This window comes from Streptomyces scabichelini, assembly GCF_011045015.1.
Classification (GTDB): Bacteria; Actinomycetota; Actinomycetes; order Streptomycetales; family Streptomycetaceae; genus Streptomyces; species Streptomyces scabichelini.
Map to the genome: position 1 here is coordinate 1 of NZ_JAAKZY010000188.1, position 20,177 is coordinate 20,177.

A 20,177-nucleotide genomic window follows, 5' to 3' on the forward strand; every position below is an offset into this window, starting at 1 on the left:
GAGGACGGGGTGGGAGGGAAGCGGGGGTTGCAGTGCGGTGGTCATGAACGCTCCAGTCAACTTCAGTAGGTCGATCTGGCCGCGGTCCACGCCGTGGCGTGACGGCACCGAACCGTCCGGTGGGAAGGGGGATGTCCCGTCGCAGCTCTGGGGTGGCGTGGCGGTCGCCGCCGAAATCGCCGTTGTGGGCGTGGCTGCGTCGGGTGACATGTGGGGCTCCTTGACCTCGGTGAAGGCCGCCGGGATGAGGTGCGGCCGGGGTCACGGGCTGCCCTGGTGGATGGGGGCCGTGCTGGACATGACAGGTCAGGCGGGCACGACGCACCCTCGTACCCCCCACCGTACTCCCGCGCAGGCCGGAACGATGCGGCCCGGATCGTGTGGAGGGTCCGGACGGATGCATGTGGAGGATCCGGACGGACACATGATGTCGACATCGCGTTGACACGATCCTTCGCCGGACGTTGACTGGCGGCACGACGCAGGGCCATGCCACTCCGGAAAAACGCACGGTGAAGCATTCCGCCTTCCCGCCGCCCAGACCCCCGGCGGGAACCCGCCTACCGGACAACAGCGAGGCCGGCCATGACCGTTGCACAGAGGATCAGAAACAAGACGCAGACGGTGAAGGGCAGGATCACGGAGAACCTCGGCCGGGTCACCCACAACAGGCGACTGCAGCGCCAGGGCCGGGCCGACCGGGTTTCCGGGAACCTGAAGCAGGCAGTCGAGAAGGCAGGGGACGCCTTCAAGCGGTGACCACGAGAGCCCCGGACAAGGTCACCGCGTGATCACCACGGTGATCGTCATCGCAATGATCGCAATGGAAGTGACACACGACGATGTACGACCAGACACGCGCTCAACAGCCCCCGGACCGGCCCTCGGGCCTGAGCGGGCGCCGCACCGCGGGCCCGGAGGCGCTGCTCCCGTCGGACGAACAGGACAAGATCCTCCAGCGCCTCCGACATGCCCTCAACACCTTCGCCGACACCCCGCGCCAGTCGCTGGAAGAGGCCGAGGGCGCCTTCGACGAAGCCACGGCTCAGCTCGTGAACGCCCTCGCGGAGCGGCGACGCCTCCTCCGTGAGGGCTGGCAGGACCAGGACCCCGAAACACAGCCCGACGAACTCCGACTCGCGCTGAGGGAGTACCGGGAGATCACACAGCGCCTACTCCGCCTCTAGGACTGTCGGCTAGGACTGTCGACTACCGAACGTAAGGACGTATTGACGTCCGGTCACACGAGAGGGCACTCTGCGGCCTGCGGCACATGAAGCCGCGCTTCCGGAGAGGAGCCCTGTGGCCGTTGAGCCGACCGAAGAGCAGCAGGCTGCCCGTGAGTTGTTCGTCTCGGGACGGGATCTGGCGCTGGTCGCCGGAGCGGGGACGGGCAAGACATCCACCCTGGTCCTGATGGGGGCGAGCACCCGCAAGCGGGGGCTGTACGTGGCGTTCAACAAGGCCATCGCCGACGACGCCCGCAGGCGTTTCGGGCCGAACGTGGAATGCCGTACCGCGCACTCCCTCGCCTTCAGGGCCGCGGGGCATCGCTACCGTGCCCGCCTGAACGCCTCGGCGCGCATGCCCGCCAGGCACACCGCACAGCTGCTCGGCATCGCCCGCGATCTGGTCGTCAACTCCCGCCGTATCAAGATCGGTCACCAGGCCCGACTGGTGATGGGCCTGATCCGCAAGTTCTGCTACACCACCGACCGGCAGGTCATGGCCCGCCACATGGAGTGGATCAACGGCCTCGACGACCAGGCTCAGGAGTACGTCGCCCGCACCCTGCTGCCGTACGCGCACCGGGCCTGGGAGGACATCTGCTCCACCGACGGCAAGCTGCGGTTCGAGCACGACCACTACATGAAGCTGTGGGCGATGACCGAGCCGGTGCTGCCCGCCGACTTCGTCCTGCTGGACGAGGCACAGGACACCAACCCCGTGCTGGAGGAGATCTTCCTCGCCCAGAAGGCACAGCGGATATGCGTCGGTGACCCGGCCCAGCAGATCTACGGCTGGCGCAACGCGCGGGACGTGATGACCGGCTTCCCGGCCGAGCATCTCCACCTCACCCAGTCGTTCCGCTTCGGTCCGGCCATCGCCAAGGTGGCCAACCGGTGGCTCAGACACGCCGAGTCGGAGATGCAGCTGACCGGCCACGGCTCCGGCACCTCCCGTATCGGCACGGTGACGCACCCGGACGCGGTGCTGTGCCGGGGCAACTCCGACGCCATGCAGGAGGTCCTGGCGTTTCTGGAGTCGGGCGTCCCGGTGGCGCTGACCGGCGGAGGCAGCGCGCTGCACCGCATCGCGACGGCCGCGATGGAGCTGAAGGCGGGCCGGCGTACCAGCCACCCCGAGCTGTTCCTGTTCGGCTCCTGGGGCGAGGTGCAGGACTATGCCGAGCACGACAAGGCCGCCCAGGACCTCAAGGCCATCGTCAAGCTGGTCGACGCATACGGCCCGGACCAGATCATCGCCGCGGTGGACCGGCTCTCCTCCGAGGAGAACGCGCAGGTCACCGTGTCCACCGCACACAAGGCCAAGGGCCGCGAGTGGACCACCGTGCGGATCAGCAAGGGCTTCATGGCCCCGTCCGTCGACGACGACGGTCTGCAGCGGTCGCTGATCCCGAGCGAGGCCCGCCTGATCTACGTCGCCGTCACCCGCGCCCGCCACCAGCTGGACACCGAGGGCATCGCCTGGATCGACGCGTACGAGACCTCCATGGCCGGCGCGGGCCGCGACGGCACCGTCGCCGGGCGGCCGATGATCGAGCTGAGTCTCACCGGGCAGCTGAAGTACGACTCCTCACCCGTCTCGCAGTTCATGGGGCACCGCCTTCCGTACCACCAGAACCTGGTACGCGACTACTTGAGCCGTATCGCTCGCCTCCCGCGCCCCGTCCAGCCCATCGACGTACAGCATCCGAACTGGTCGGCCCTCGGCCACGCCATCGACTACCGGCTTCGCCTCTCGCTCGGCGGGCGACTCGGGCCGGCCGTGACCGTCGGCGTCCTGGCCCTCGACAGCATCCAGCCCCTCGCCGGGGCACCGGGGCCGGAGAGCCGCAAGGCCCTCCGTGCGGCCGGGCAGCAGCTCCTGGCCAGGGTCGACGCCCACCTCGCCGCGCCCGGAAGCCTGGACGAGCACGCACTCACCCGGCTGTGCTTCGTCGCCGGCTTCTTCGAGGACATCGCCCGCACCGGTCAGATCCGCCGCTTCAGCATGCTCGCCGGTGCCACCCCGGCCACCAGCCTCGACGATCTGACCGCCGCGGTCCCCGAGTACGTACTCGGGGACATCCACCAGCAGATGGGCCTGGCCGAAGGCCCCTTCGCCCCGTTCCGTGCCCTTCCGCCGCGCAGCCGCGTCTGTGGACCGGTGTTCACCGGCAGCACCGACATCGGGGGAGCCGACGCCGACTACATCCTCAGCGGCCTTCTGCTGGACTGCAAAGCCACCAAAGATCCTCGCCGTCTGGGCCGCGAGGAGATCTACCAGCTCGCCGGATACCTGCTTCTCGACTACGACGACGCCTACGGCATCGACCACGTCGGCCTGTACCTGTCCCGCCAGGGCGGCCTGATCACGTGGAAGGCGGAGGAGTTCCTCCGGCGGCTCGGCGCCAACGCTCCGCTCCCGCAGCTACGCCAGCAACTCCGCCTGCACCTTCGCGACGCGAGAAGGCGCCCAGGTCGTAACGCAAGTAGCGAGTAGCAAGTAAGCAAGTGGCGAGTAGCAAGTAGTCAGTAGTCAGAACGCCGCCCGGATCTCTCCCACCTCAAGCCCCCCGCCCAGCACCGGCACCCGTCCGATCCTCGACACCACCGGCGCGTCCACGCCCAGCAGTGCGAGGGCCCGCGCCAGTACGGGCCGCAGCGCCCGCGACGATCCGTCGTCCACCTTGAAGGCCAGGGCCCGCCCGTCGGGGAGGGCGACGGCCTGGACCGCCTCCGCGCCCATCTTCGACAGCGCCCCCGGCACCTCGCGCATGAGCCATGTGTCGGGGCGGCGCGTGCCGGCGACGTACTCGGGATGGGCGCGCATGGCGTCGGCGACGCGGCGCTCGGCCGACCCCGGAGGGGCAAGCACGAAGGAACGGAAGGCGCGGGCCAGCCCGGTCAGGCTGATGGCCATCAGCGGAGCGCCGCAGCCGTCCGTACCGACAGCGGCCACCGACTCCCCGGCCGCCTCCTCGACCACCGCGAGGATCTGATGCTGGAGGGGGTGCGAGGGGTCCAGGTACGAGTCCGTCGGCCAGTCCCGCACCGCGCATGCCGCGAGCATCGCCGCATGCTTGCCCGAGCAGTTCATCGCGACCCGCCCGCGTACGCCCCCCGCGGCGAGATACGTCTCCGCCTCCACCGGGTCCAGCGGCAGATCCGCGGGGCACTGAAGCTGCGCCGCGGTCAGCCCGTTCTCGGCGAGCACCTTCAGAACGAGGTCCCGGTGGAAGCCCTCCCCGGCGTGGCTCGCGGCCGCCAACGCCAGCCGCTCTCCCGCGAGTTCGAGCCCCGCCCGCAGCACCCCGGCCGCCTGCATCGGCTTGTTGGAGGAACGCGGGAAGAAGGGAGCCGAGACATCTCCGAGCGCCAGCTCCACCGCCCCGTCCGCGTCCAGCAGGACCAGGCTGCCCCGATGACGCCCCTCGACCCATCCGGAACGTACGACCTCGGCGAGGACGGGAGGAACAGGAGAGGCAGAAGAAACAGGAGGGGCAGCAGGTATGGCGGGAACGGACATCGGCGGTGGCCTTCCGGAACGGGACCCGCTCACCGCCGGCCCGGAATCCCGGGCGCAGCCACCGCGGCCCCGGGATCGCCGGGGCCACCGTGTCACACGAGCAGCTTCAGATGAGCAGCGTCAGATGAGCAGGTCGTCTACTTGTGCTTCGCCTTCACGGTACCTGCGCGCGATCTCCGCACTGCAGCCGTCGGCCGTCCGCTGCAACTGCTGGCGGCGGCGCGAGACCTGCTGCTCGTACCGTACGAGCCGCCCCATCGCGGTGTTCAGCTCCAGATCCGTACGGGCCTGGAGGTCGGACAGCTCCACCTCGGCGAGCATCTCCGCGGCCAGCCGCCGGAACTCCTCACTGTGCGGCGTGCCGACCGTCACATGCCGGGCCGACGACCGCTGCCTCGCGGGCGCGTCCGTCAGGATCTCCGACAGCCGCTCGACGACGGACGAGACGGCCGACGTCTTCCCGCCGACCGATGCCGACGCCGACATGGACGCAGTCGCGGAGGCGGACGCGGATCCGGACAGAGACACGGACAACCGGCTGGGTTCGGCCCGCCGCCCCAGCTCGGCCCTCAGGATGTCGATCCGGCCCTGGAGCAGCCGCCGCACATAGCTGAGATCCGCCTCGTCCCGCTGGGCGGTGCGCCGCAGCGTCCGCAGCTCGGGCAGTCGCAGCCCGGACAGATCGCGCTCGACCGGTGGGCTGTCCGTCCGCTGCGCGGGCGGACGCGCCGCGACCGGATGCCCTGTGACTGGATGCGCTGTGACTGGATGTCCTGTGACTGGATGCGGTCCGACCGGATGCCCTGCGACCGCAGGCGGTGACTGCCCCGTACCCGATGTGCTGGTGGTGCTCATATGCCTCAACCGTCCCCTCGACCGGCGTGTGGCAGCATCGTGCCACCCGGACTGGCTGCTATGTGACCGAGTGCACCCGATACGCCCCGGATGGAGGCTTAAGGAGTGATAAGAAGACCCCTACGGAGGTCAAGCCGACGCACGGCATGATGGTCCGTATGCGTGCGGTGGTGCAGAGGGTTGACGGTGCGAGTGTCGTTGTCGACGGCGAGACCGTCGGTGAGATCAGCGGCGAAGGTCTGTGTGTCCTCGTGGGTGTCACCCACGAGGACACCAAGGAGAAGGCGGCCCAACTGGCCCGCAAACTCTGGTCGATCCGGATGCTGAGCGACGAGAAGTCGTGCAGCGACATCGACGCGCCGCTCCTCGTCATCAGCCAGTTCACGCTCTACGGCGACGCCCGCAAGGGCCGCCGCCCCACCTGGAACGCCGCCGCCCCCGGCGACGTCGCCGAGCCCTTGGTCGACGAGGTCGTCGCCCAGCTCCGTGCCCTGGGCGCGACGGTGGCGACGGGCCGCTTCGGCGCCAAGATGCGCGTATCGCTGACGAACGACGGCCCGTTCACGGTCCTGCTGGAGATGTGACGCGCCCCGAGGGGTCCGCGGCACAAGCCGCTATGCGCTCGCGGTGTCGTCGGGAAGAACCAGGATGTTTCCTCCAATTCCCCAGCCGCCGTCCGCAACCTCCTCGACCAGGACCATGGTGTTGGGGCGGGCCTGATCACCGAAGAGTTCGGCGTACAGGTCGGTCGTGCGGGTGACGATCTCTTCCTTCTGCTGGGGAGTCAGCGAGCCTGCGGGAACCTTGAAGTTGGCGAAAGGCATGTCGTCTCCTAGAGGTTGCACAAGAGGGTTGTCGAAATACGCCTGTCAGGGGGTCTTCCAACGTGAAGGCCTGTAGGCGTCGTTGGTGTCCACGGGGCCGGCACCACCGGCCGCGGTGCCGCCGCCGGGAATGTAGATCGTGCCGTCCACGGCGACGGCGGCTGTGCCGTGGCGTGGCACCGGCATCGGGGCGAGTTGCTGCCAGCGGTCTCGGACGGTGTCGTACGTCTCGTTCTCGCTGAAGACGGTGTTCGGGTTGGTGCCGTCGTGCTTGCCCTCGCCTCCGAAGGTGTAGATCTTCGTGCCGACGGCGGCAGCGGCGATGCCGCCGCGGGCGGTCGGCATCGGTGCCCGCTCGGACCACCGGTGGGTGCGCAGGTCGAGTGCGTAGACGGTATTCCGCACGTTCACCTGTCCCCGGTCCCGGCCGCCGAGCACGTAGAAGCTTGTGCCGATGACGGCTCCACCGACGTGGTCGCGCGCTTGGGGCAGACTCGGCAATGTTTCCCACTGTCCGGTTGCGGCGTCGTACGACGACACTGTGTCGACGGTGTCCTGGAGGCCGCCGGCTTCTGGCGTCAGTGTGCGCATGCCGCCCGCAAGGTAGATCTTGGTGCCGTGTACGCCCACCGCAGCGCTGCCCCGCTCGGTCCCCGTGGGCATCGGCGGCAGTGGCGTCCACCGGTCCGTGCGCGGGTCGTAGACGAAGCTGTCGCGCAGGGCCTGCCAGGATGCTCCGCCGGACAGCCCGCCGATGACGTAGATCTTTCCGCGGACCGCCGCCACGTTGGGGTGGTTCATCGCCACAGGCAGCGGTGCCGCGTCCGACCAGGTGTCGTGCCGGGTGTCGTAGACCTCCATCCGGCCGGTGGTGGTGACGCCGCCGGCCGGGTTGGCGACGATGCCACCGAGGACGTACACCTTGCGGCCGATCGCGGCGGTGCTGTGCTCCTGGCGAGGTCCGCTCGCAATCGGCGCCAGTGGCCGCCACCCGTCGCTGTAGGTGGGTTCGATGGCCACCGGCACCCCACCGGGTGCCGTCGGGTGACCCGGGTGCGCCTGCGCCACCTGTACAGATGGGGCCACCGCCAGGGCGACACCGAGGGATAAGACTGTCCGCCGGTTCATGAAGACCCTCACCGTCTTTAACGTCACTAACGTGCTCGTATAGCGATGTTAGATCACTTCTATAACGGTGACAACAGCAGATATAGTGGCGTTATATGGATAGGGCGCAGCAACCCCAGGCTCGTGAGCGCATCCTGGCCGCGGCGGCGACGCTGATCGCCGAATCCGGTGCCGATGCGGCCTCGATCCGGGACGTGTGCACCGCCGCCGGCGTCACCGCGCCCACCGTGTACCACCACTTCGGCGACAAGCGCGGCCTGCTCGATGCCGTGGCCGCCGACGGGTTCGAGCGCTACCTCGCTGAAAAGCGCGAGCTCCGCCCGTCCCCGGACCCGGTGGAGGACCTGCGACGCGGCTGGAACCGCCATGTCGAGTTCGGCATCCGCAACCCCGCGCTCTATGGGCTGATGTACGGCGGTGCGCGCGTCGGGCCGCATCCCGCGGCAAAGGAGGGCGAGCAGCTCCTGCGTCGCATCGTTGAGCGGATCGACGAGGCGAAGCTGCTGTCGCTGCCGGTCGACGAGGCCGTGCAGACCATTCACGCCGCGACGGTCGGCACCACACTCCTGCTGATCACCGACCCGGACGCACCGGGTGCGCGAGGTCTGTCCGAGCGGAGCCGCGAGGCAGTGCTCAACGCCACGCTGATCACCCGATCGTCGGGAGCGACCTACGGCCTCCCCGCCCACGCCGAGATGCTGCTGACGGCCCTGTCACAGACCGTCGACACACCCTTCACCTTCGGTGAGCGGGCGATCTTTCTGGAGCTGCTGTCCAGATTGACGACCAACCCGCACTCTGAATGATGCGCGGCTCCGCCGCGAGGGCGCGACCAGCGCCCCTTTAGGGGCGCGGGGAACTGCGCGACCAGCCACAACGAACCCGCAGCTTCGAACCGCACTCCAGCGGAGCGCTCACGCGGAGCGCTCACGCCTCGACAACAGCCTCCTGCGAGGCAGCCGTCGTGTCGGCCAAGAGGGGCGCGTCGACCGGCACATTCCGCTTCACCAGCGCCAGCGCGATCGGGCCCAGCTCGTGGTGGCGTACGGACGTCGTGATGAAACCGATCTTGCGGCCGTCCGGGCCCTCGTCCGCGAGCCGGAGCTCCGCACCGTGCGGGGGCAGGTGGACCTCGCTGCCGTCGAGGTGCAGGAAGACGAGCCGCCGCGGCGGCTTGCCCAGGTTCTGGACGCGGGCGACGGTCTCCTGGCCGCGGTAGCAGCCCTTCTGCAGGTGCACCGCCGTGCCGATCCAGCCCAGCTCGTGCGGAATGGTCCGGTGATCGGTCTCGAACCCGAGCCGCGGCCGGTGGTTCTCGACGCGCAGTGCCTCGTAGGCCAGGATCCCGACGGCCGGGCCGTGCTTCTCGGTGTCCTCCGCGTACGGCTCCAGGTCCGTACGGGGAAGGAAGAGATCACGCCCGTACGACGTCTCGCGTACGACAACGCCCTCCGGCGCCTCCGCGATGGAACCGGCCGGCAGGTGCACGACCGCGAACTCGCTCGTCCGGTCGGCGACTTCGACCCGGTAGAAGAACTTCATCGACTCCAGGTACGCGATCAGCGCGTCCTGGGTGTCCGGCTCCACGTGGGCCCAGGTGGTCGTCCCGTCGTCGACGAGATACAGCGCGTGCTCGATATGGCCGTGCGCCGAGAGGATCAGCGACTCGGTGGCGTGGCCGGGCGGGAGGTCGGAGACGTGCTGGGTGAGCAGCAGATGCAGCCAGCTGAGCCGGTCCTCGCCGGAGACGCTGACGACGCCGCGGTGCGACAGGTCCACGAAACCGGTGCCCTCGGCGAGGGCACGCTGTTCGCGGAACAGGTCGCCGTAGTGCGCGGCGACACCTTCGTCCACACCCTCGGCGGGGACGGCACCGGGCAGGGACAGCAGAGGGCTCTTCATGGGCATACAGCCTACGACCGAGTAGTTGCCGTATTTATTTCCTGCTCGCGCTCTTGCCCGTGCAGTCCAGACACCGGCCGAAGATCGCGAAGTGCTTCATGTCGGTGTCGAAGCCGAAGGTCTCGCGCAGCTTCGCCGTGAAATCGGCGGCCACCGACACGTCCGCCTCGATGACGTTCCTGCAGTCCCGGCACACCAGATGGATGTGGTGGTGGCGGTCCGCGAGATGGTACGTGGGCGCGCCGTGCCCGAGATGGGCATGGCTGACCAGGCCCAGCTCCTCCAGGAGCTCCAGGGTCCGGTAGACCGTGGAGATGTTCACCCCCGACGCCGTCTTGCGCACCTCGCTGAGGATGTCGTCGGGCGTCGCGTGCTCCAGGGTGTCCACGGCTTCGAGCACGAGCTGCCGCTGCGGGGTCAGCCGATAGCCGCGCTGCCGCAGGTCACTTTTCCAGTCAGTACCTTCGGTACTGCTTCCGGTGCTGCTTCGAGTGCTCACCACAGCCCCAGTGTAGAAGCGTCGGCGCCGATCACGGACGGGCGTGCAGCCGGCCCGACATCAGGAGATCCGAGAGCGTGTCACGCAGGGCGCTGGTCGTCCGGACGATCTCCTCGTGAGCCCTGATCTTCTCGTCGACGGCGGCCAGGGCGGCTCCGATCTCCCGTTGCTGATCCGGCGGGGGGAGTATGACCGGCAGATCCGACAGGGTGCGTACGGTGATGGACCGCATGCCGGTGGTGCCCGCGGCCCGGCGGTCCAGCCAGTCGGCCGTTGCCCGGCGGGCGAGGTACGCCACGAGGTAGGGCACCTGTGCCGGGTCATGCGGTCGCACGCGCAGCAGGTGGGTGTTGTAGAGCCACTCCTGCTCGCGCTCGGTGACGAGCGCCAACCGGCCCACGTTACCGGTGCGGGTCACCAGGAGGTCGCCGGCGACGAGCCGATATCGGTGCAGACCGCGTGCCTTGTCGGGCGCCACATGGGGCATGCCCGGCTCGGCCGAGATCCTCCGGTTGCGGAGATCGGCAGGACGCACCAACGGAACGCCGTCGGGCACCGCGTCGCTCCGGCGCAGTGCCGGGCCGCCCGCCTGGATGTCGCAGATCTCGCCGAGAGAGTCACGCCGCCACCCTTCGGGGATGCCTTCGCTGCCGTCTGCCTTCACAGGCCGTACCTCCTCAGCAGTTCGTCAACCGCGGCATCCGCGTCTCGGGCCCGGCCGTGCAACTCCGCCAGGCGTCCGGCCAGTGCGTTCAGTTCCCGCGGGTCCGCGGACCGCGCGTCGGACGGGTCACTGCTCGCCAGGTGGACGGCCGGGCTGAGGCTGTAGTCCCGTTTCCTGATCTCGGCGAGGGGAACGGCTCTGCTCATGCCCGGGGTGCCCGGGTACGGGCGTCCTGCCGCCCGGGCCGCGTTCCAGGACGAGTACTCCCGGAAGATGCCCTCTGTCTCGTCCGGGGCAAGTGCCCTTTGGACCCGGGAGATCATCGCTCCGAACTGCCCGGCATCTATGAACAGGACCTCGTCACAGCTTCCTGGCGGATGCCGCAGCAGCCAGATCGTGACGGAAATGCTTGTCGTGGTGAACAGCTGTGGAGGCAGGGCGATCAGTGCCTCCACCGCGCCGTCCTCCACCATCGCGGACCGGATCCGCCGTTCAGAGGGGTTGGAGGAGAAAGCGGCGATGTCGGGCATGAGCACGGCTGCCCGGCCTCCGGGGGCGAGCGAGGCGACGACGTACTGGAGCCAGTCGAAGTTGGCGTTGTGCCGGGGCGGCTGACCGTACAGCCAGTGACCGGGCTCGGCGGAGCGCTCCGGCAGGCGCGCGTTGAACGGCGGATTCGCAACGACACGGTCGAACCCGCCGCGCCCGGGGCCGAGCCCTGCGGACGGTGCGGTGTGTCCGGGCTGCAGATCGGCGTGGGACAGGCCATGCAGAGCGAGGTTCATTCCAGCCAGGGCCAGCGGGTGCTCGCCCACCCCCGCCCCGCTGGCTTCCGGGGGATGCGTCCCCTGCTGGGCTGCCGCCACAGCGTCCAATGAGGCGGACAGCAGCTCCCCCGCACGTACGAAGGGATCGTGCACACTCCTGACATCCTGAGCATCGCTGGTCACGAGCTTCGACACCAGGTCGACCGCAGCACGCGGCGTGAAGAAGTCGCCCGCGGTCCTCCCCGCGAGTTCGCCGTACCGGGCCAGGAGCCATTCGAAGGCCTGCGCGTGTTCCGTTTGCTTCGCCTGTCCCGCTTCGTCTAGCAGTCGGACGATGTCGGCCAGCCGAGAATCGCCGATCCTCCCGGACAAGGCGAGGAACAGCTCCTCAGGGCCCGGACCGAGACCCTGCTCGACGATTGCCGCGAGGCGGCGTACGAGCAGCTCGCCAGAGTGCGGGAACTGGTGCCTGGTCGCTTCAGCCGTCACCCGCCTCCATTCGTCGGGCCGACATCCCCTCACATATACGAGCGAGAGCAGTACGGTGACGTAGTCCGCCACAGAGAGCTCCCCGCGAAGGTGCTCCGTCTCCCGACCGCCCAGGTGCTCTACGACCTTGAGCAGCGCTCCGGTCCTCGCCCCTCCGAGTGAGGTGCGGAAACGGTCCCCGTATGTCGTGCCGGCCAGTTCCTCGGAGCGCCGGGCGTTCGCCGGAATGGTCCGCCGCTCCAGCCATTCCAGGACGTCGACGGCCCGGAACACCTCGACATCGTCGATACCCCCGGCGCGGTCCGCGACCGGATCGGGGAAGTCCTGATGCCGCCGCTCCCAGTTCGTCACAGCAGGCCGCTGCACCCCCGCGAGCCGCGCGATGTCGGCCCGCGAGACGAGTACGTCGTCGAAGTCACTCACAGCGCCTCCCGAGACTCAGAAACGGGGAGGCCTGGAACCGCGGAGCACGTCTCCCTTGCTCGCGAGAACGGCCGGGAACCGGTCCATGGCCTGCGCCTCCTTGGCCAGCTTCGGGTCGAGATGCCCGAGCATGCGGTAGATCTTGGCATGGTCGGCAGCAAGGTCGCGGTGGTGGATCGGTTCGTGATGCATGATCCGGTTCCGCAGCAGGACCAGCGACCACAGAGCGTCGTACAAGGCATCGCGTCGACCCGAGTAGTACGGGAACGCCTTGTGCACCGTGGGCACCCAGAACAGACGGTCGTAGCGCGATCCCCCGCTCACCAGCGAAGCCCAGAAACCGAAGGACAGCTCGGCCACCATTCCCTCCGGCGGCGCCGGAACGAGCCCGCGGCGCTCGCACTTGCTCCTTGCCTTGGCCACGAGCCGCTGCCCGTTGGGGTTGAGCGGTGCCACGGCCCACCAGTCGGACCTCCCGTACGCGAGCGAGAGTTGATGGTGAAGGGCGTTACGCAGGGCGAGCTCCAGACAGTGGAGGGAACCGTACAGCGCGGCGGAGGCCTCGACGTTCCACCAGTACAGCCGACCGGCCACCGCGGCATTCCCGCGTGCCGCACGAACGTAGCGCGCCAGCCTGAGCTTCGAAAAAGCGCGCAGCATCCACTCCGGCAGCTTGTCGGTCACCGTGATCCCCCTCTTTCGGGCATGGCTTCGCCCAGCGTCGTCCAATACGGGAAGAACCCACCGTGATACGGTGGGTACCGAACGCCCTGGGCTCGCCTCTGCACAGCACGCCACCCGGGGCACGGCTTTCGGAACCCCCGGCCGCGCGCAACGCGGCCGGGGGTTCTTGCGTTTTCATGCATCGCGTCAGGTTCAGGCACTCTGCGACGCAGGCTCCACCGTAGCCACAAGCGCACCACTCGCGCAACCGCAGTGCACTGCTAAGTACATCTGTTAACCCCCCCCTCTGCCGCTCCGCGGATGTTAGCGAAGTCCAGAATCGGAATATATGTGCCGAAACGCCCAATGGCCCCCAGACACATGATGCTGGGGGCCACTGTGAAGCCGAGGGTCAGGATGCCTACTTGAAGAAAGCGATCCCGTCGTCCGGCATGTCGTCCGGGAGTGCCTTGGCCCAGCGCTCGACGTCCTCCGGGCTGACGACCTTCTTGAGCTGGGCGGACATGTAGGGGCGGAGGGGGACCTCGGGGGTCTGCTTCTCGCCGACCCACATGAGGTCGCTCTTGACGTAGCCGTACAGCCGCTTGCCGCCGCTGTACGGGCCCGAGGCCGCGGTACGCGCGACGGCGTCCGTCGCCAGGTCGATCTGCGGCTTCTTGTCGGCCAGCTCGCCGTACCAGACCTCGACGACGCCGTCGTCGCGGACCATGACGACCTCGACCTTGCGGTCGGAGTCGACGCGCCAGTAGCCGGTCTCGGTCTCCAGCGGCCTCACCTTGTTGCCCTCGGAGTCGAGGACCCAGGTGCGCGAGTGGTACTCGAGGAAGTCCCGCCCGTCATGGGTGAAGCTGACTTCCTGGCCGAAGTTGCACTTCTCGGCGCCGGGGAAGTCGTGGACGCCCGCGCCGGTCCAGTTGCCGAGCAGGAAGGCGAGGGGGACGAGGTCCTTGTGGAGGTCGGACGGGATCTCGATCATGAGGTCGGCAGTTCCTTGATGGGGGTCAGCGCTGGCCCTGGTACAGCTTCTTCACGGTCAGTCCGGCGAAGGCGAGGACGCCGACGCAGACCAGGACCAGTAGAACTTCGAAGAAGATCTCAAGCACGGGGTGCTCCTTGATGAGCGAGGTTGGGCGATAGGCAGTACACAAGGCCGGGCTCAAGCTTACGCGGCCATGGTCCGGCGCTCTGTGTGAGGTGCCTCGCGAGGTGCCGCGTGAGGTGGCGCGACTACGATTCGACCATGGCGAAGAAGCTCGTGATCAAGGTGACGGCCGGGGCGGACGCCCCGGAGCGGTGCTCGCAGGCGTTCACGGTGGCGGCGGTCGCCGTGGCCAGCGGGGTGGACGTCTCGCTCTGGCTGACCGGCGAGTCGGCGTGGTTCGCGCTGCCGGGCCGCGCCGCCGAGTTCGAACTGCCGCACGCGGCACCGCTTCCCGACCTCCTCGAGTCGGTCCTGGCCGGCGGCCGCCTCACGCTGTGCACGCAGTGCGCGGCCCGCCGTGACATCACGGAGAAGGACGTGATCGAGGGCGTACGGATCGCGGGGGCGCAGGTCTTCGTGCAGGAGGCGTTGGCGGACGAGACGCAGGCGCTCGTCTACTGAGACCGACTCGCCCAGTGAGACTGAGACGACTGGGACTCCTCGACCCACAGGGTGTGTACCGCGCCCCTTGAGCGGAGCGCTTAGTGCCGACGCTTCCTGCCGTCCAGTTCGTCCCACCACTCGTCGGACTTCGGGTCCCCGGAGGGATCATCCCACCAGCGGTCGTCCGGCCCGCGCCGGTTGGCCACCATGGCGGCGAGGGGCGGAATCACCATCGCCACGACGCACATCCCGACGGCCACGGGCATGGACCAGAGCCGCACGACTCCCCAGGCGAGGACGAAGAGGCCGATGCACGTGCCCATCATGGCGAAGTAAGCGTGGCGGCGTCGCGCGTACATACGTTCAGCGTAGATCCGGAAGGGGCCCTTCGGTGCATCCCCGTGCGGGGGTGCACCGAAGGGCCCCTTCCACCAGAGGCGCCTCGCGCGGCGAAGGCCGCACGATAAACAGGTGGCGTCCAACCGCTCCTGAAGACTGAGCGGGAATGAGTCCCGATCAGCCGCACGCCCCGAACGGTCTTGGGCGCGCTGGTCCCCGGCGTACTCAACCCCGGGCCGGCGACACGCATCCTGTGCGTGGTCCGATCCCGGGAGGCCAGTTCCCTGCGCGACCTGGCCCGGTGGGTACGGCCAGAGGCGACGGGGAGGCCCCGAACCATCCTCTGGTGGAGCGGGGGCCCCGCACACTGGCGCCGTCCCCGGCGTTCCAGATCGCACGATCACGTTAGCCCGGTCGGCCCACGGTGCCGCAAGCCCGCGAGCCGACCATCACACGATCGAGCTAACCCACTCAGACGGCGATGGCCACCTCGGCCAGCCCGCCTGTCTGTGCGACGACCGTACGGTCCGCCGTGCCGCCGGGAACGAGGGCGCGTACGGTCCACGTGCCCTCGGCCGCGTAGAAACGGAACTGTCCGGTCGCCGAGGTCGGGACCTCGGCGGTGAACTCGCCGGTCGAGTCAAGCAGGCGGACGTAGCCGACCACGGGCTCGCCGTCCTTGGTCACCTGGCCCTGGATGGTGGTCTCACCGGGCTTGATCGTCGAGGCGTCGGGGCCGCCGGCCTTCGCTCCACACATGTGCTGCTCCTGAGAGGTAGTTGAAAGGTCGGGGCTTACTTGTTGGCGCCGAGCTCGATCGGCACGCCGACGAGGGAGCCGTACTCGGTCCAGGAACCGTCGTAGTTCTTGACGTTCTCGACGCCGAGCAGCTCGTGCAGGACGAACCAGGTCAGGGCCGAGCGCTCACCGATGCGGCAGTACGCGATGGTGTCCTTGGCGAGGTCGACCTGCTCCTCGGCGTAGAGCTCCTTGAGCTCGTCGTCCGACTTGAAGGTGCCGTCGTCGTTGGCGTTCTTGGACCACGGGATGTTGCGGGCGCTCGGCACGTGGCCGGGGCGCTGCGACTGCTCCTGCGGCAGGTGGGCCGGGGCGAGCAGCTTGCCGCTGAACTCGTCGGGGGAACGGACGTCGACCAGGTTCTGGGCGCCGATCGCGGCGACGACGTCGTCACGGAAGGCACGGATCGTCGTGTCCTGCGGCTTGGCCTTGTACTCGGTCTTCGGGCGGTTCGGCACCTGGGCGCCGTCGACCAGGTCGCGGGAGTCCAGCTCCCACTTCTTGCGGCCGCCGTCGAGAAGCTTGACGTTCTCGTGGCCGTACAGCTTGAAGTACCAGTAGGCGTACGACGCGAACCAGTTGTTGTTGCCGCCGTAGAGGACGACCGTCGTGTCGTTGGCGATGCCCTTCTCCGACAGGAGCTTCTCGAAGCCCTCCTGGTCGACGAAGTCACGGCGCACCGGGTCCTGGAGGTCCTTGGTCCAGTCGATGCGGATCGCGTTCTTGATGTGGTTCTTGTCGTAGGCGGACGTGTCTTCGTCCACCTCGACGACGGCCACGCTGGGGTCGTCCAGGTGCTCCTGGACCCAGTCGGCGTCTACCAGGACGTCGCTGCGGCTCATGCTCTTTCTCCTCCGGGGCAGTTGCGGCGGGGCGGGGCGTCAGAAAGGGGTGCGGTACGCGCATGACAGCGGAGGCGTACGTGGCACACGGGGTGGCCCTGACGTGGTGAGGGCGTCGAAGGGCCCGGGGATGCGGAAGTCGGCGCTTCCGCTCAGAAGGTGCGACAGAGCATGGCGGCGACACGGCACAGGTCTACTGCCCGCCGCTTCGTGAGATCCGCCTGTCGCTTCATAGGGCCGATCCTAGGGATGGACGGGCGTACATGTCACCGGCTGGTCGGATGGTGAGACGCGATCGTCCGCGATGCGGGATGGAGAGGCTGCCGAAACCGTCCCCTTACGGGCGGCGCAGACGGGTCGCTCTCATCACATCTGCTGTACGGACGGGCGCGTCTCGCCTTTCGGACAGCCGCCCGTCCATCAAACGCCCTGTCGCCCTGCCAGGCCCTGGTCCTGTCCGCCCTGCCCGTCCTACCCGACGAGGCTGACGTTCGAACCCCGCACGGTGATGTCGACGCCGTTCGGAGCCGCCTGGACCTTGTCGAGCTTGATGCCGCCGGGCAGGCCGTCGATGCGCTGCTCGAAGTCGGTGACCGTGCGGGCCTTGTCCTCGGCGAGCTGGATGCCGAGGTTGGGGAGCGCGTCGGCCTGCGCCTTGACGGTGTCGCCCTCGACGCTGACCGAACTCAGCACGGCGACCGGTTCGGGCAGCTTGGCGCCGAACACAGTGGCTTCTACCTCGACCTTGATCTTGCCGTTGCCGCCGTCGGAGAGGCCGACGACCTTGGCGGTGACTCCGCTCGCGAGCTGCACGGGCTCGGACTTGGCGGCCTTGAGGAGTTCGTCGTACGAGATCGTGGCCGTGCCGGTGGCCGAGTCGGCGGTGGCGGAGCTGTAGTTGCTGGAGAAGGCGACGCCGCGCATCTGGGCGGTGAGGTCGTCGATACGGATCTTGTCGGGGCCGGTGTTCTGCGCGGTGCCGCCGGTGTCCGCCTCGTAGTCCTTGATGCCGACCTCGACCTCGTCGAGCTCGCCCCCGACGACCTGGGTGAGGAAGGGGAAGCCCTTGATCGACACGTCGGGCGTGCTCGCCAGGCCCTCGCTGGTCCGCAGTTTGTCCGCCGCCTCGTCCTCGGCGAAGCCGACGGCAACGCGGTCGGCGATGACGAAGAGCCCGCCCAGAATGACGGCGACGATCAGAAGTATTCGCAGTGCGCGCATGTCTTGGTGTTCCCCCACCTCGGCATCGACGACCTCCGGTGGCCGTCGAGCGAGGGTAACTCTGTCGCGGGGTCGGCTGCCGTGGGTGCCGTGGGTTGTCGATCAGCTGTGACGGGACGGCCTGGTCCTTGGCCTAGCCCAACGCCTTGCCCACCAGGTAGATCGCCGGGGCCGCCGCCGCGAGCGGAAGGGCCACCCCTGCCGTCATGTGCACGAAGCGGGACGGGTAGTCGTAGCCGGCGACTCGGTGGCCGATCAGGGCGGCGACACCGGCGGCGACGCCGAGCAGGGCGCCATCCGTACCCAGGTCCGTCAGACCGCCTGCCGCCAGGCCCGCGCCCGCTGCCGCCAGCAGGGCGACGAGTACCGAGGCCGGTGTCGGGAGGGGGAGCGCGCGGACCAGTACGGCCACCGCCACTGCCACCGCGCCCACCGTGACCGCGTCCTCGGTCGCCGCGAGGTGGCCCGTGGCGACGATGGCCAGCGCCGCGGAGGCGACCGAGGCCATCAGGCCGTACATGCGCTCGTCGGGGTCGGCGTGGCTGCGGAGCTGGAGGACCAGGGCGAGCAGGACCCAGACGCCGAGGGTGCCGAGGATCGCGGCGGGGGCGTTGTCGCGGCCGGCCGCCAGCAGCGCGACGTCGGCCGTGAGCGCGCCCGCGAAGGCCAGCGCGATGCCCTGCCGGGCGGGCCACATGCCGTTCAGCCGGAACCAGCCCGCCGCGGTCACCGCTTGCAGGAGCACGAGCGGGACGACCAGTGCGTACTGGCCGATCGCCGCCGTTCCCGCGAGCAGCAGCCCGAGCACCGCCGTCAGCGCGGCCGGCTGGCCGCCCGGTTCGATGATCGGCGAACGCCCTTCGGCGCGGGCACGCTGCGCGTCGGTCACGCGGGGGTTGCCGGTGATGGTGGGCGGCCCGTAGGCGGGGGCGGAGTCGTTGGCCTGGTCACCGCCTGTTGTGGCGGTCGCCACAGCGGCGGCCGGTGCGGCGCCGTGTCCGCCGGGTACGCCGGGTACGCCGGGTACGCCGGGTACGCCGGTCGCGAAGCCTCCCGGCGCCGACCCGGGCGCAGGTGCCGACCCGGGCGCAGGTGCCGATCCGGGCGCGGGCGCAGGCGCGAAGCCACCGTAGGACGGCCCCGGCCCCGGCCCCGGCCCCGGGCCCGCGTGATCCCACGCCGGAGCCTGGGAATCCCCGTCCCGCCGGACATCCTGACCCCATGCGGGAACCTGCGGCCCGTACGCCTGAGACCTCTGGTCCTGCCCCGAGGTCTGCGACCCGTACGCCTGAGACCTCTGGTCCCGCCCCGAGGTCTGCGGCCCGTACGCCTGAGACCTCTGGTCCTGCCCCGAGGTCTGTGGCCCGTACCCCTGGGCCGCCTGATCCGACGCCGGACCCTGCGCCCCAAGTCCCTGCGCCCCCTGGTCCCACGCGGGAGCCTGCGACCCGTACGCCTGGGATCTCTGGTCCCGGCCCGGAGTCGGCCCTCCGTGCTCCTGAACCCCTTGATTCCAGCCCGAAGCCGGAGGACCCCCGTACCCCTGACCCTCTTGGTCCCACCCCGTCGACTGCCCGTCCGGCGGCAACGGCTGACCCGTCGTCCCGTAACCGTGCCGCGTGTCGTGTGGCATCCCGTGCGCCGGCTCTGCCGGAGCCGGCTGCACCGGCGGCAGATAGGCGGTCTCCTCCGCGGACGCGGCCCGCGGCAGTGGGTGGCCCTGGGTTTCCCAGGTCTGGCCCTCCCACTGCTGGGTCTGCTGGTGCGGGTCCTCTTCGTACGGCTGCTGCCCGGGCCAGCCGGGCCGCTGCTGATGGGGGTCGCGCCCCTCGTGAGGCCCGTACGGCTGGTTGCTCATGATGCCCGTCACCCTCCTGCGAACGGCGGGAGCACCTCGACCGTGCCGCCCTCGGCCAGCCGTACCGTCTCATGTCCGCGGGTGCCCACGGGGTCACCGTCGACGAGGAACGAGCATCGCTGCAGGACGCGGACGAGTTCGCCGGGGTGTCGCTCGCGCGCCGCGTGGAGCGCCTCGGCGAGGGTCTCCGCCTCGTACGGCTCCTCGGCCACGCCCGCGGCGGCCTTGGCGGCGGCCCAGTAACGCACCGTGCCCTGTGCCATCAGGTTCCTCGATCAGTAAGTCAGCGGTTGTCAATGGTTACGGTCGACACGGCCAGGCTAGCCCGCAGCGGAGGCCGCCCACTCCCCGATCCGTCTCAGCAGGGCGTCGTCGGCCGCGTGCTCCGCGTGGCCCATCCCCGCCTCCAGCCACAGCTCGGCGTGGCCGCCGGCCGCTTCGGCCAGCATCCGGGGGTGGTCCAGCGGGAAGTACCCGTCCAGTACGCCGTGGACGATCAGCAAGGGTGTGGGGGCGATCAGCGGGACGGACTCGACCGGGGAGGGCG

General features: G+C 69.3%; 25 protein-coding genes. 6 read left to right on the plus strand and 19 right to left on the minus strand.

What is annotated here, in order from left to right; all coding sequences use genetic code 11:
• Positions 1-210, minus strand: a 210-nt coding sequence (locus G5C60_RS51320; protein WP_420907450.1) for a hypothetical protein, incomplete at its 3' end; no start/stop codon positions are given.
• Between the two features lie 375 nt (positions 211-585).
• Between G5C60_RS51320 and G5C60_RS38950 the strand changes: the two genes are divergently transcribed.
• From G5C60_RS38950 to G5C60_RS38960, 3 genes are all read left to right on the plus strand, one after another.
• Entirely contained in the window at positions 586-759 is a 174-nt protein-coding gene (locus tag G5C60_RS38950) for a CsbD family protein (RefSeq protein WP_165266841.1), read from the plus strand.
• 83 nt (positions 760-842) lie between these two features.
• Entirely contained in the window at positions 843-1,187 is a 345-nt protein-coding gene (locus G5C60_RS38955; protein WP_165266843.1) for a hypothetical protein, read from the plus strand.
• 115 nt (positions 1,188-1,302) lie between these two features.
• Positions 1,303-3,726 (plus strand): UvrD-helicase domain-containing protein, encoded by a 2,424-nt coding sequence (locus G5C60_RS38960; RefSeq protein ID WP_165266845.1) that lies wholly within the window; start codon positions 1,303-1,305, stop codon positions 3,724-3,726.
• 36 nt (positions 3,727-3,762) lie between these two features.
• Here the strand turns inward: G5C60_RS38960 and G5C60_RS38965 are convergent, their stop codons facing one another.
• Together G5C60_RS38965 and G5C60_RS38970 are read right to left on the minus strand one after the other, a co-directional pair.
• Positions 3,763-4,752, minus strand: coding sequence for an asparaginase (locus tag G5C60_RS38965; protein ID WP_165266847.1), 990 nt, complete (start codon positions 4,750-4,752; stop codon positions 3,763-3,765).
• Between the two features lie 120 nt (positions 4,753-4,872).
• A complete protein-coding gene (locus tag G5C60_RS38970; protein WP_165266849.1) occupies positions 4,873-5,607 on the minus strand; it encodes an RsiG family protein in 735 nt (244 codons plus the stop codon).
• A 158-nt stretch (positions 5,608-5,765) separates the two neighbouring features.
• On the opposite strand from G5C60_RS38970, the gene dtd reads away from it, so the two are divergent.
• Positions 5,766-6,191 carry a D-aminoacyl-tRNA deacylase gene (dtd, locus tag G5C60_RS38975; RefSeq protein ID WP_165266851.1) on the plus strand — a complete coding sequence of 142 codons (426 nt, stop codon included), beginning with the start codon at positions 5,766-5,768 and terminating at the stop codon, positions 6,189-6,191.
• 30 nt (positions 6,192-6,221) lie between these two features.
• Here dtd and G5C60_RS38980 read toward each other — a convergent pair whose 3' ends face one another.
• Both G5C60_RS38980 and G5C60_RS38985 read right to left on the minus strand, forming a co-directional pair.
• Positions 6,222-6,431 (minus strand): tautomerase family protein, encoded by a 210-nt coding sequence (locus G5C60_RS38980; RefSeq protein WP_165266853.1) that lies wholly within the window; start codon positions 6,429-6,431, stop codon positions 6,222-6,224.
• Between the two features lie 45 nt (positions 6,432-6,476).
• Positions 6,477-7,451: a DUF1668 domain-containing protein gene (locus G5C60_RS38985; protein ID WP_206440513.1), complete on the minus strand. Its 975-nt coding sequence runs from the start codon at positions 7,449-7,451 to the stop codon at positions 6,477-6,479.
• Between the two features lie 203 nt (positions 7,452-7,654).
• Here G5C60_RS38985 and G5C60_RS38990 point away from each other — a divergent pair, with 203 nt between their 5' ends.
• Entirely contained in the window at positions 7,655-8,365 is a 711-nt protein-coding gene (locus tag G5C60_RS38990) for a TetR/AcrR family transcriptional regulator (protein WP_165266857.1), read from the plus strand.
• Between the two features lie 121 nt (positions 8,366-8,486).
• Here the strand turns inward: G5C60_RS38990 and ygfZ are convergent, their stop codons facing one another.
• From ygfZ to G5C60_RS39020, 6 genes are all read right to left on the minus strand, one after another.
• Positions 8,487-9,461: a CAF17-like 4Fe-4S cluster assembly/insertion protein YgfZ gene (gene ygfZ / locus G5C60_RS38995; protein WP_165266859.1), complete on the minus strand. Its 975-nt coding sequence runs from the start codon at positions 9,459-9,461 to the stop codon at positions 8,487-8,489.
• Between the two features lie 34 nt (positions 9,462-9,495).
• A complete protein-coding gene (locus G5C60_RS39000; protein ID WP_338146055.1) occupies positions 9,496-9,963 on the minus strand; it encodes a Fur family transcriptional regulator in 468 nt (155 codons plus the stop codon).
• A gap of 28 nt (positions 9,964-9,991) precedes the next feature.
• Positions 9,992-10,624 (minus strand): restriction endonuclease subunit S, encoded by a 633-nt coding sequence (locus G5C60_RS39005; RefSeq protein ID WP_165266861.1) that lies wholly within the window; start codon positions 10,622-10,624, stop codon positions 9,992-9,994.
• Entirely contained in the window at positions 10,621-12,303 is a 1,683-nt protein-coding gene (locus G5C60_RS39010; RefSeq protein ID WP_165266863.1) for an N-6 DNA methylase, read from the minus strand. Before G5C60_RS39010 ends, G5C60_RS39005 begins: the two co-directional genes overlap by 4 nt.
• Before the next feature lie 15 nt (positions 12,304-12,318).
• On the minus strand, positions 12,319-12,987 hold the full coding sequence (locus tag G5C60_RS39015) for a hypothetical protein (RefSeq protein WP_165266865.1): 669 nt from the start codon (positions 12,985-12,987) through the stop codon (positions 12,319-12,321).
• A gap of 400 nt (positions 12,988-13,387) precedes the next feature.
• Positions 13,388-13,963, minus strand: coding sequence for a heme-binding beta-barrel domain-containing protein (locus tag G5C60_RS39020; RefSeq protein WP_165266867.1), 576 nt, complete (start codon positions 13,961-13,963; stop codon positions 13,388-13,390).
• Between the two features lie 264 nt (positions 13,964-14,227).
• Between G5C60_RS39020 and G5C60_RS39025 the strand changes: the two genes are divergently transcribed.
• Entirely contained in the window at positions 14,228-14,590 is a 363-nt protein-coding gene (locus tag G5C60_RS39025) for a DsrE family protein (protein ID WP_165266869.1), read from the plus strand.
• Positions 14,591-14,670: 80 nt separating this feature from the next.
• Here the strand turns inward: G5C60_RS39025 and G5C60_RS39030 are convergent, their stop codons facing one another.
• The 8 genes from G5C60_RS39030 to G5C60_RS39060 all read right to left on the minus strand — a co-directional run.
• Positions 14,671-14,931 carry a DUF3099 domain-containing protein gene (locus G5C60_RS39030; RefSeq protein ID WP_165266871.1) on the minus strand — a complete coding sequence of 87 codons (261 nt, stop codon included), beginning with the start codon at positions 14,929-14,931 and terminating at the stop codon, positions 14,671-14,673.
• Positions 14,932-15,382: 451 nt separating this feature from the next.
• The gene (locus tag G5C60_RS39035) at positions 15,383-15,670 is read right to left on the minus strand and encodes a DUF1416 domain-containing protein (RefSeq protein ID WP_033324392.1); all 288 of its coding nucleotides are present in this window, start codon (positions 15,668-15,670) and stop codon (positions 15,383-15,385) included.
• Between the two features lie 35 nt (positions 15,671-15,705).
• Positions 15,706-16,551, minus strand: a complete 846-nt coding sequence (locus tag G5C60_RS39040; RefSeq protein WP_165266873.1) for a sulfurtransferase — start codon at positions 16,549-16,551, stop codon at positions 15,706-15,708.
• A 152-nt stretch (positions 16,552-16,703) separates the two neighbouring features.
• Positions 16,704-16,784, minus strand: coding sequence for a putative leader peptide (locus G5C60_RS54370; protein ID WP_350310325.1), 81 nt, complete (start codon positions 16,782-16,784; stop codon positions 16,704-16,706).
• Between the two features lie 238 nt (positions 16,785-17,022).
• Positions 17,023-17,772, minus strand: coding sequence for an LmeA family phospholipid-binding protein (locus G5C60_RS39045; protein WP_165266875.1), 750 nt, complete (start codon positions 17,770-17,772; stop codon positions 17,023-17,025).
• Positions 17,773-17,905: 133 nt separating this feature from the next.
• Positions 17,906-19,360, minus strand: a complete 1,455-nt coding sequence (locus G5C60_RS39050; protein ID WP_420907452.1) for a hypothetical protein — start codon at positions 19,358-19,360, stop codon at positions 17,906-17,908.
• A gap of 278 nt (positions 19,361-19,638) precedes the next feature.
• A complete protein-coding gene (locus tag G5C60_RS39055) occupies positions 19,639-19,893 on the minus strand; it encodes a MoaD/ThiS family protein (RefSeq protein ID WP_165266877.1) in 255 nt (84 codons plus the stop codon).
• Between the two features lie 57 nt (positions 19,894-19,950).
• The coding region (locus G5C60_RS39060; RefSeq protein ID WP_420907451.1) for an alpha/beta hydrolase family protein at positions 19,951-20,177 on the minus strand (227 nt) is incomplete at its 5' end.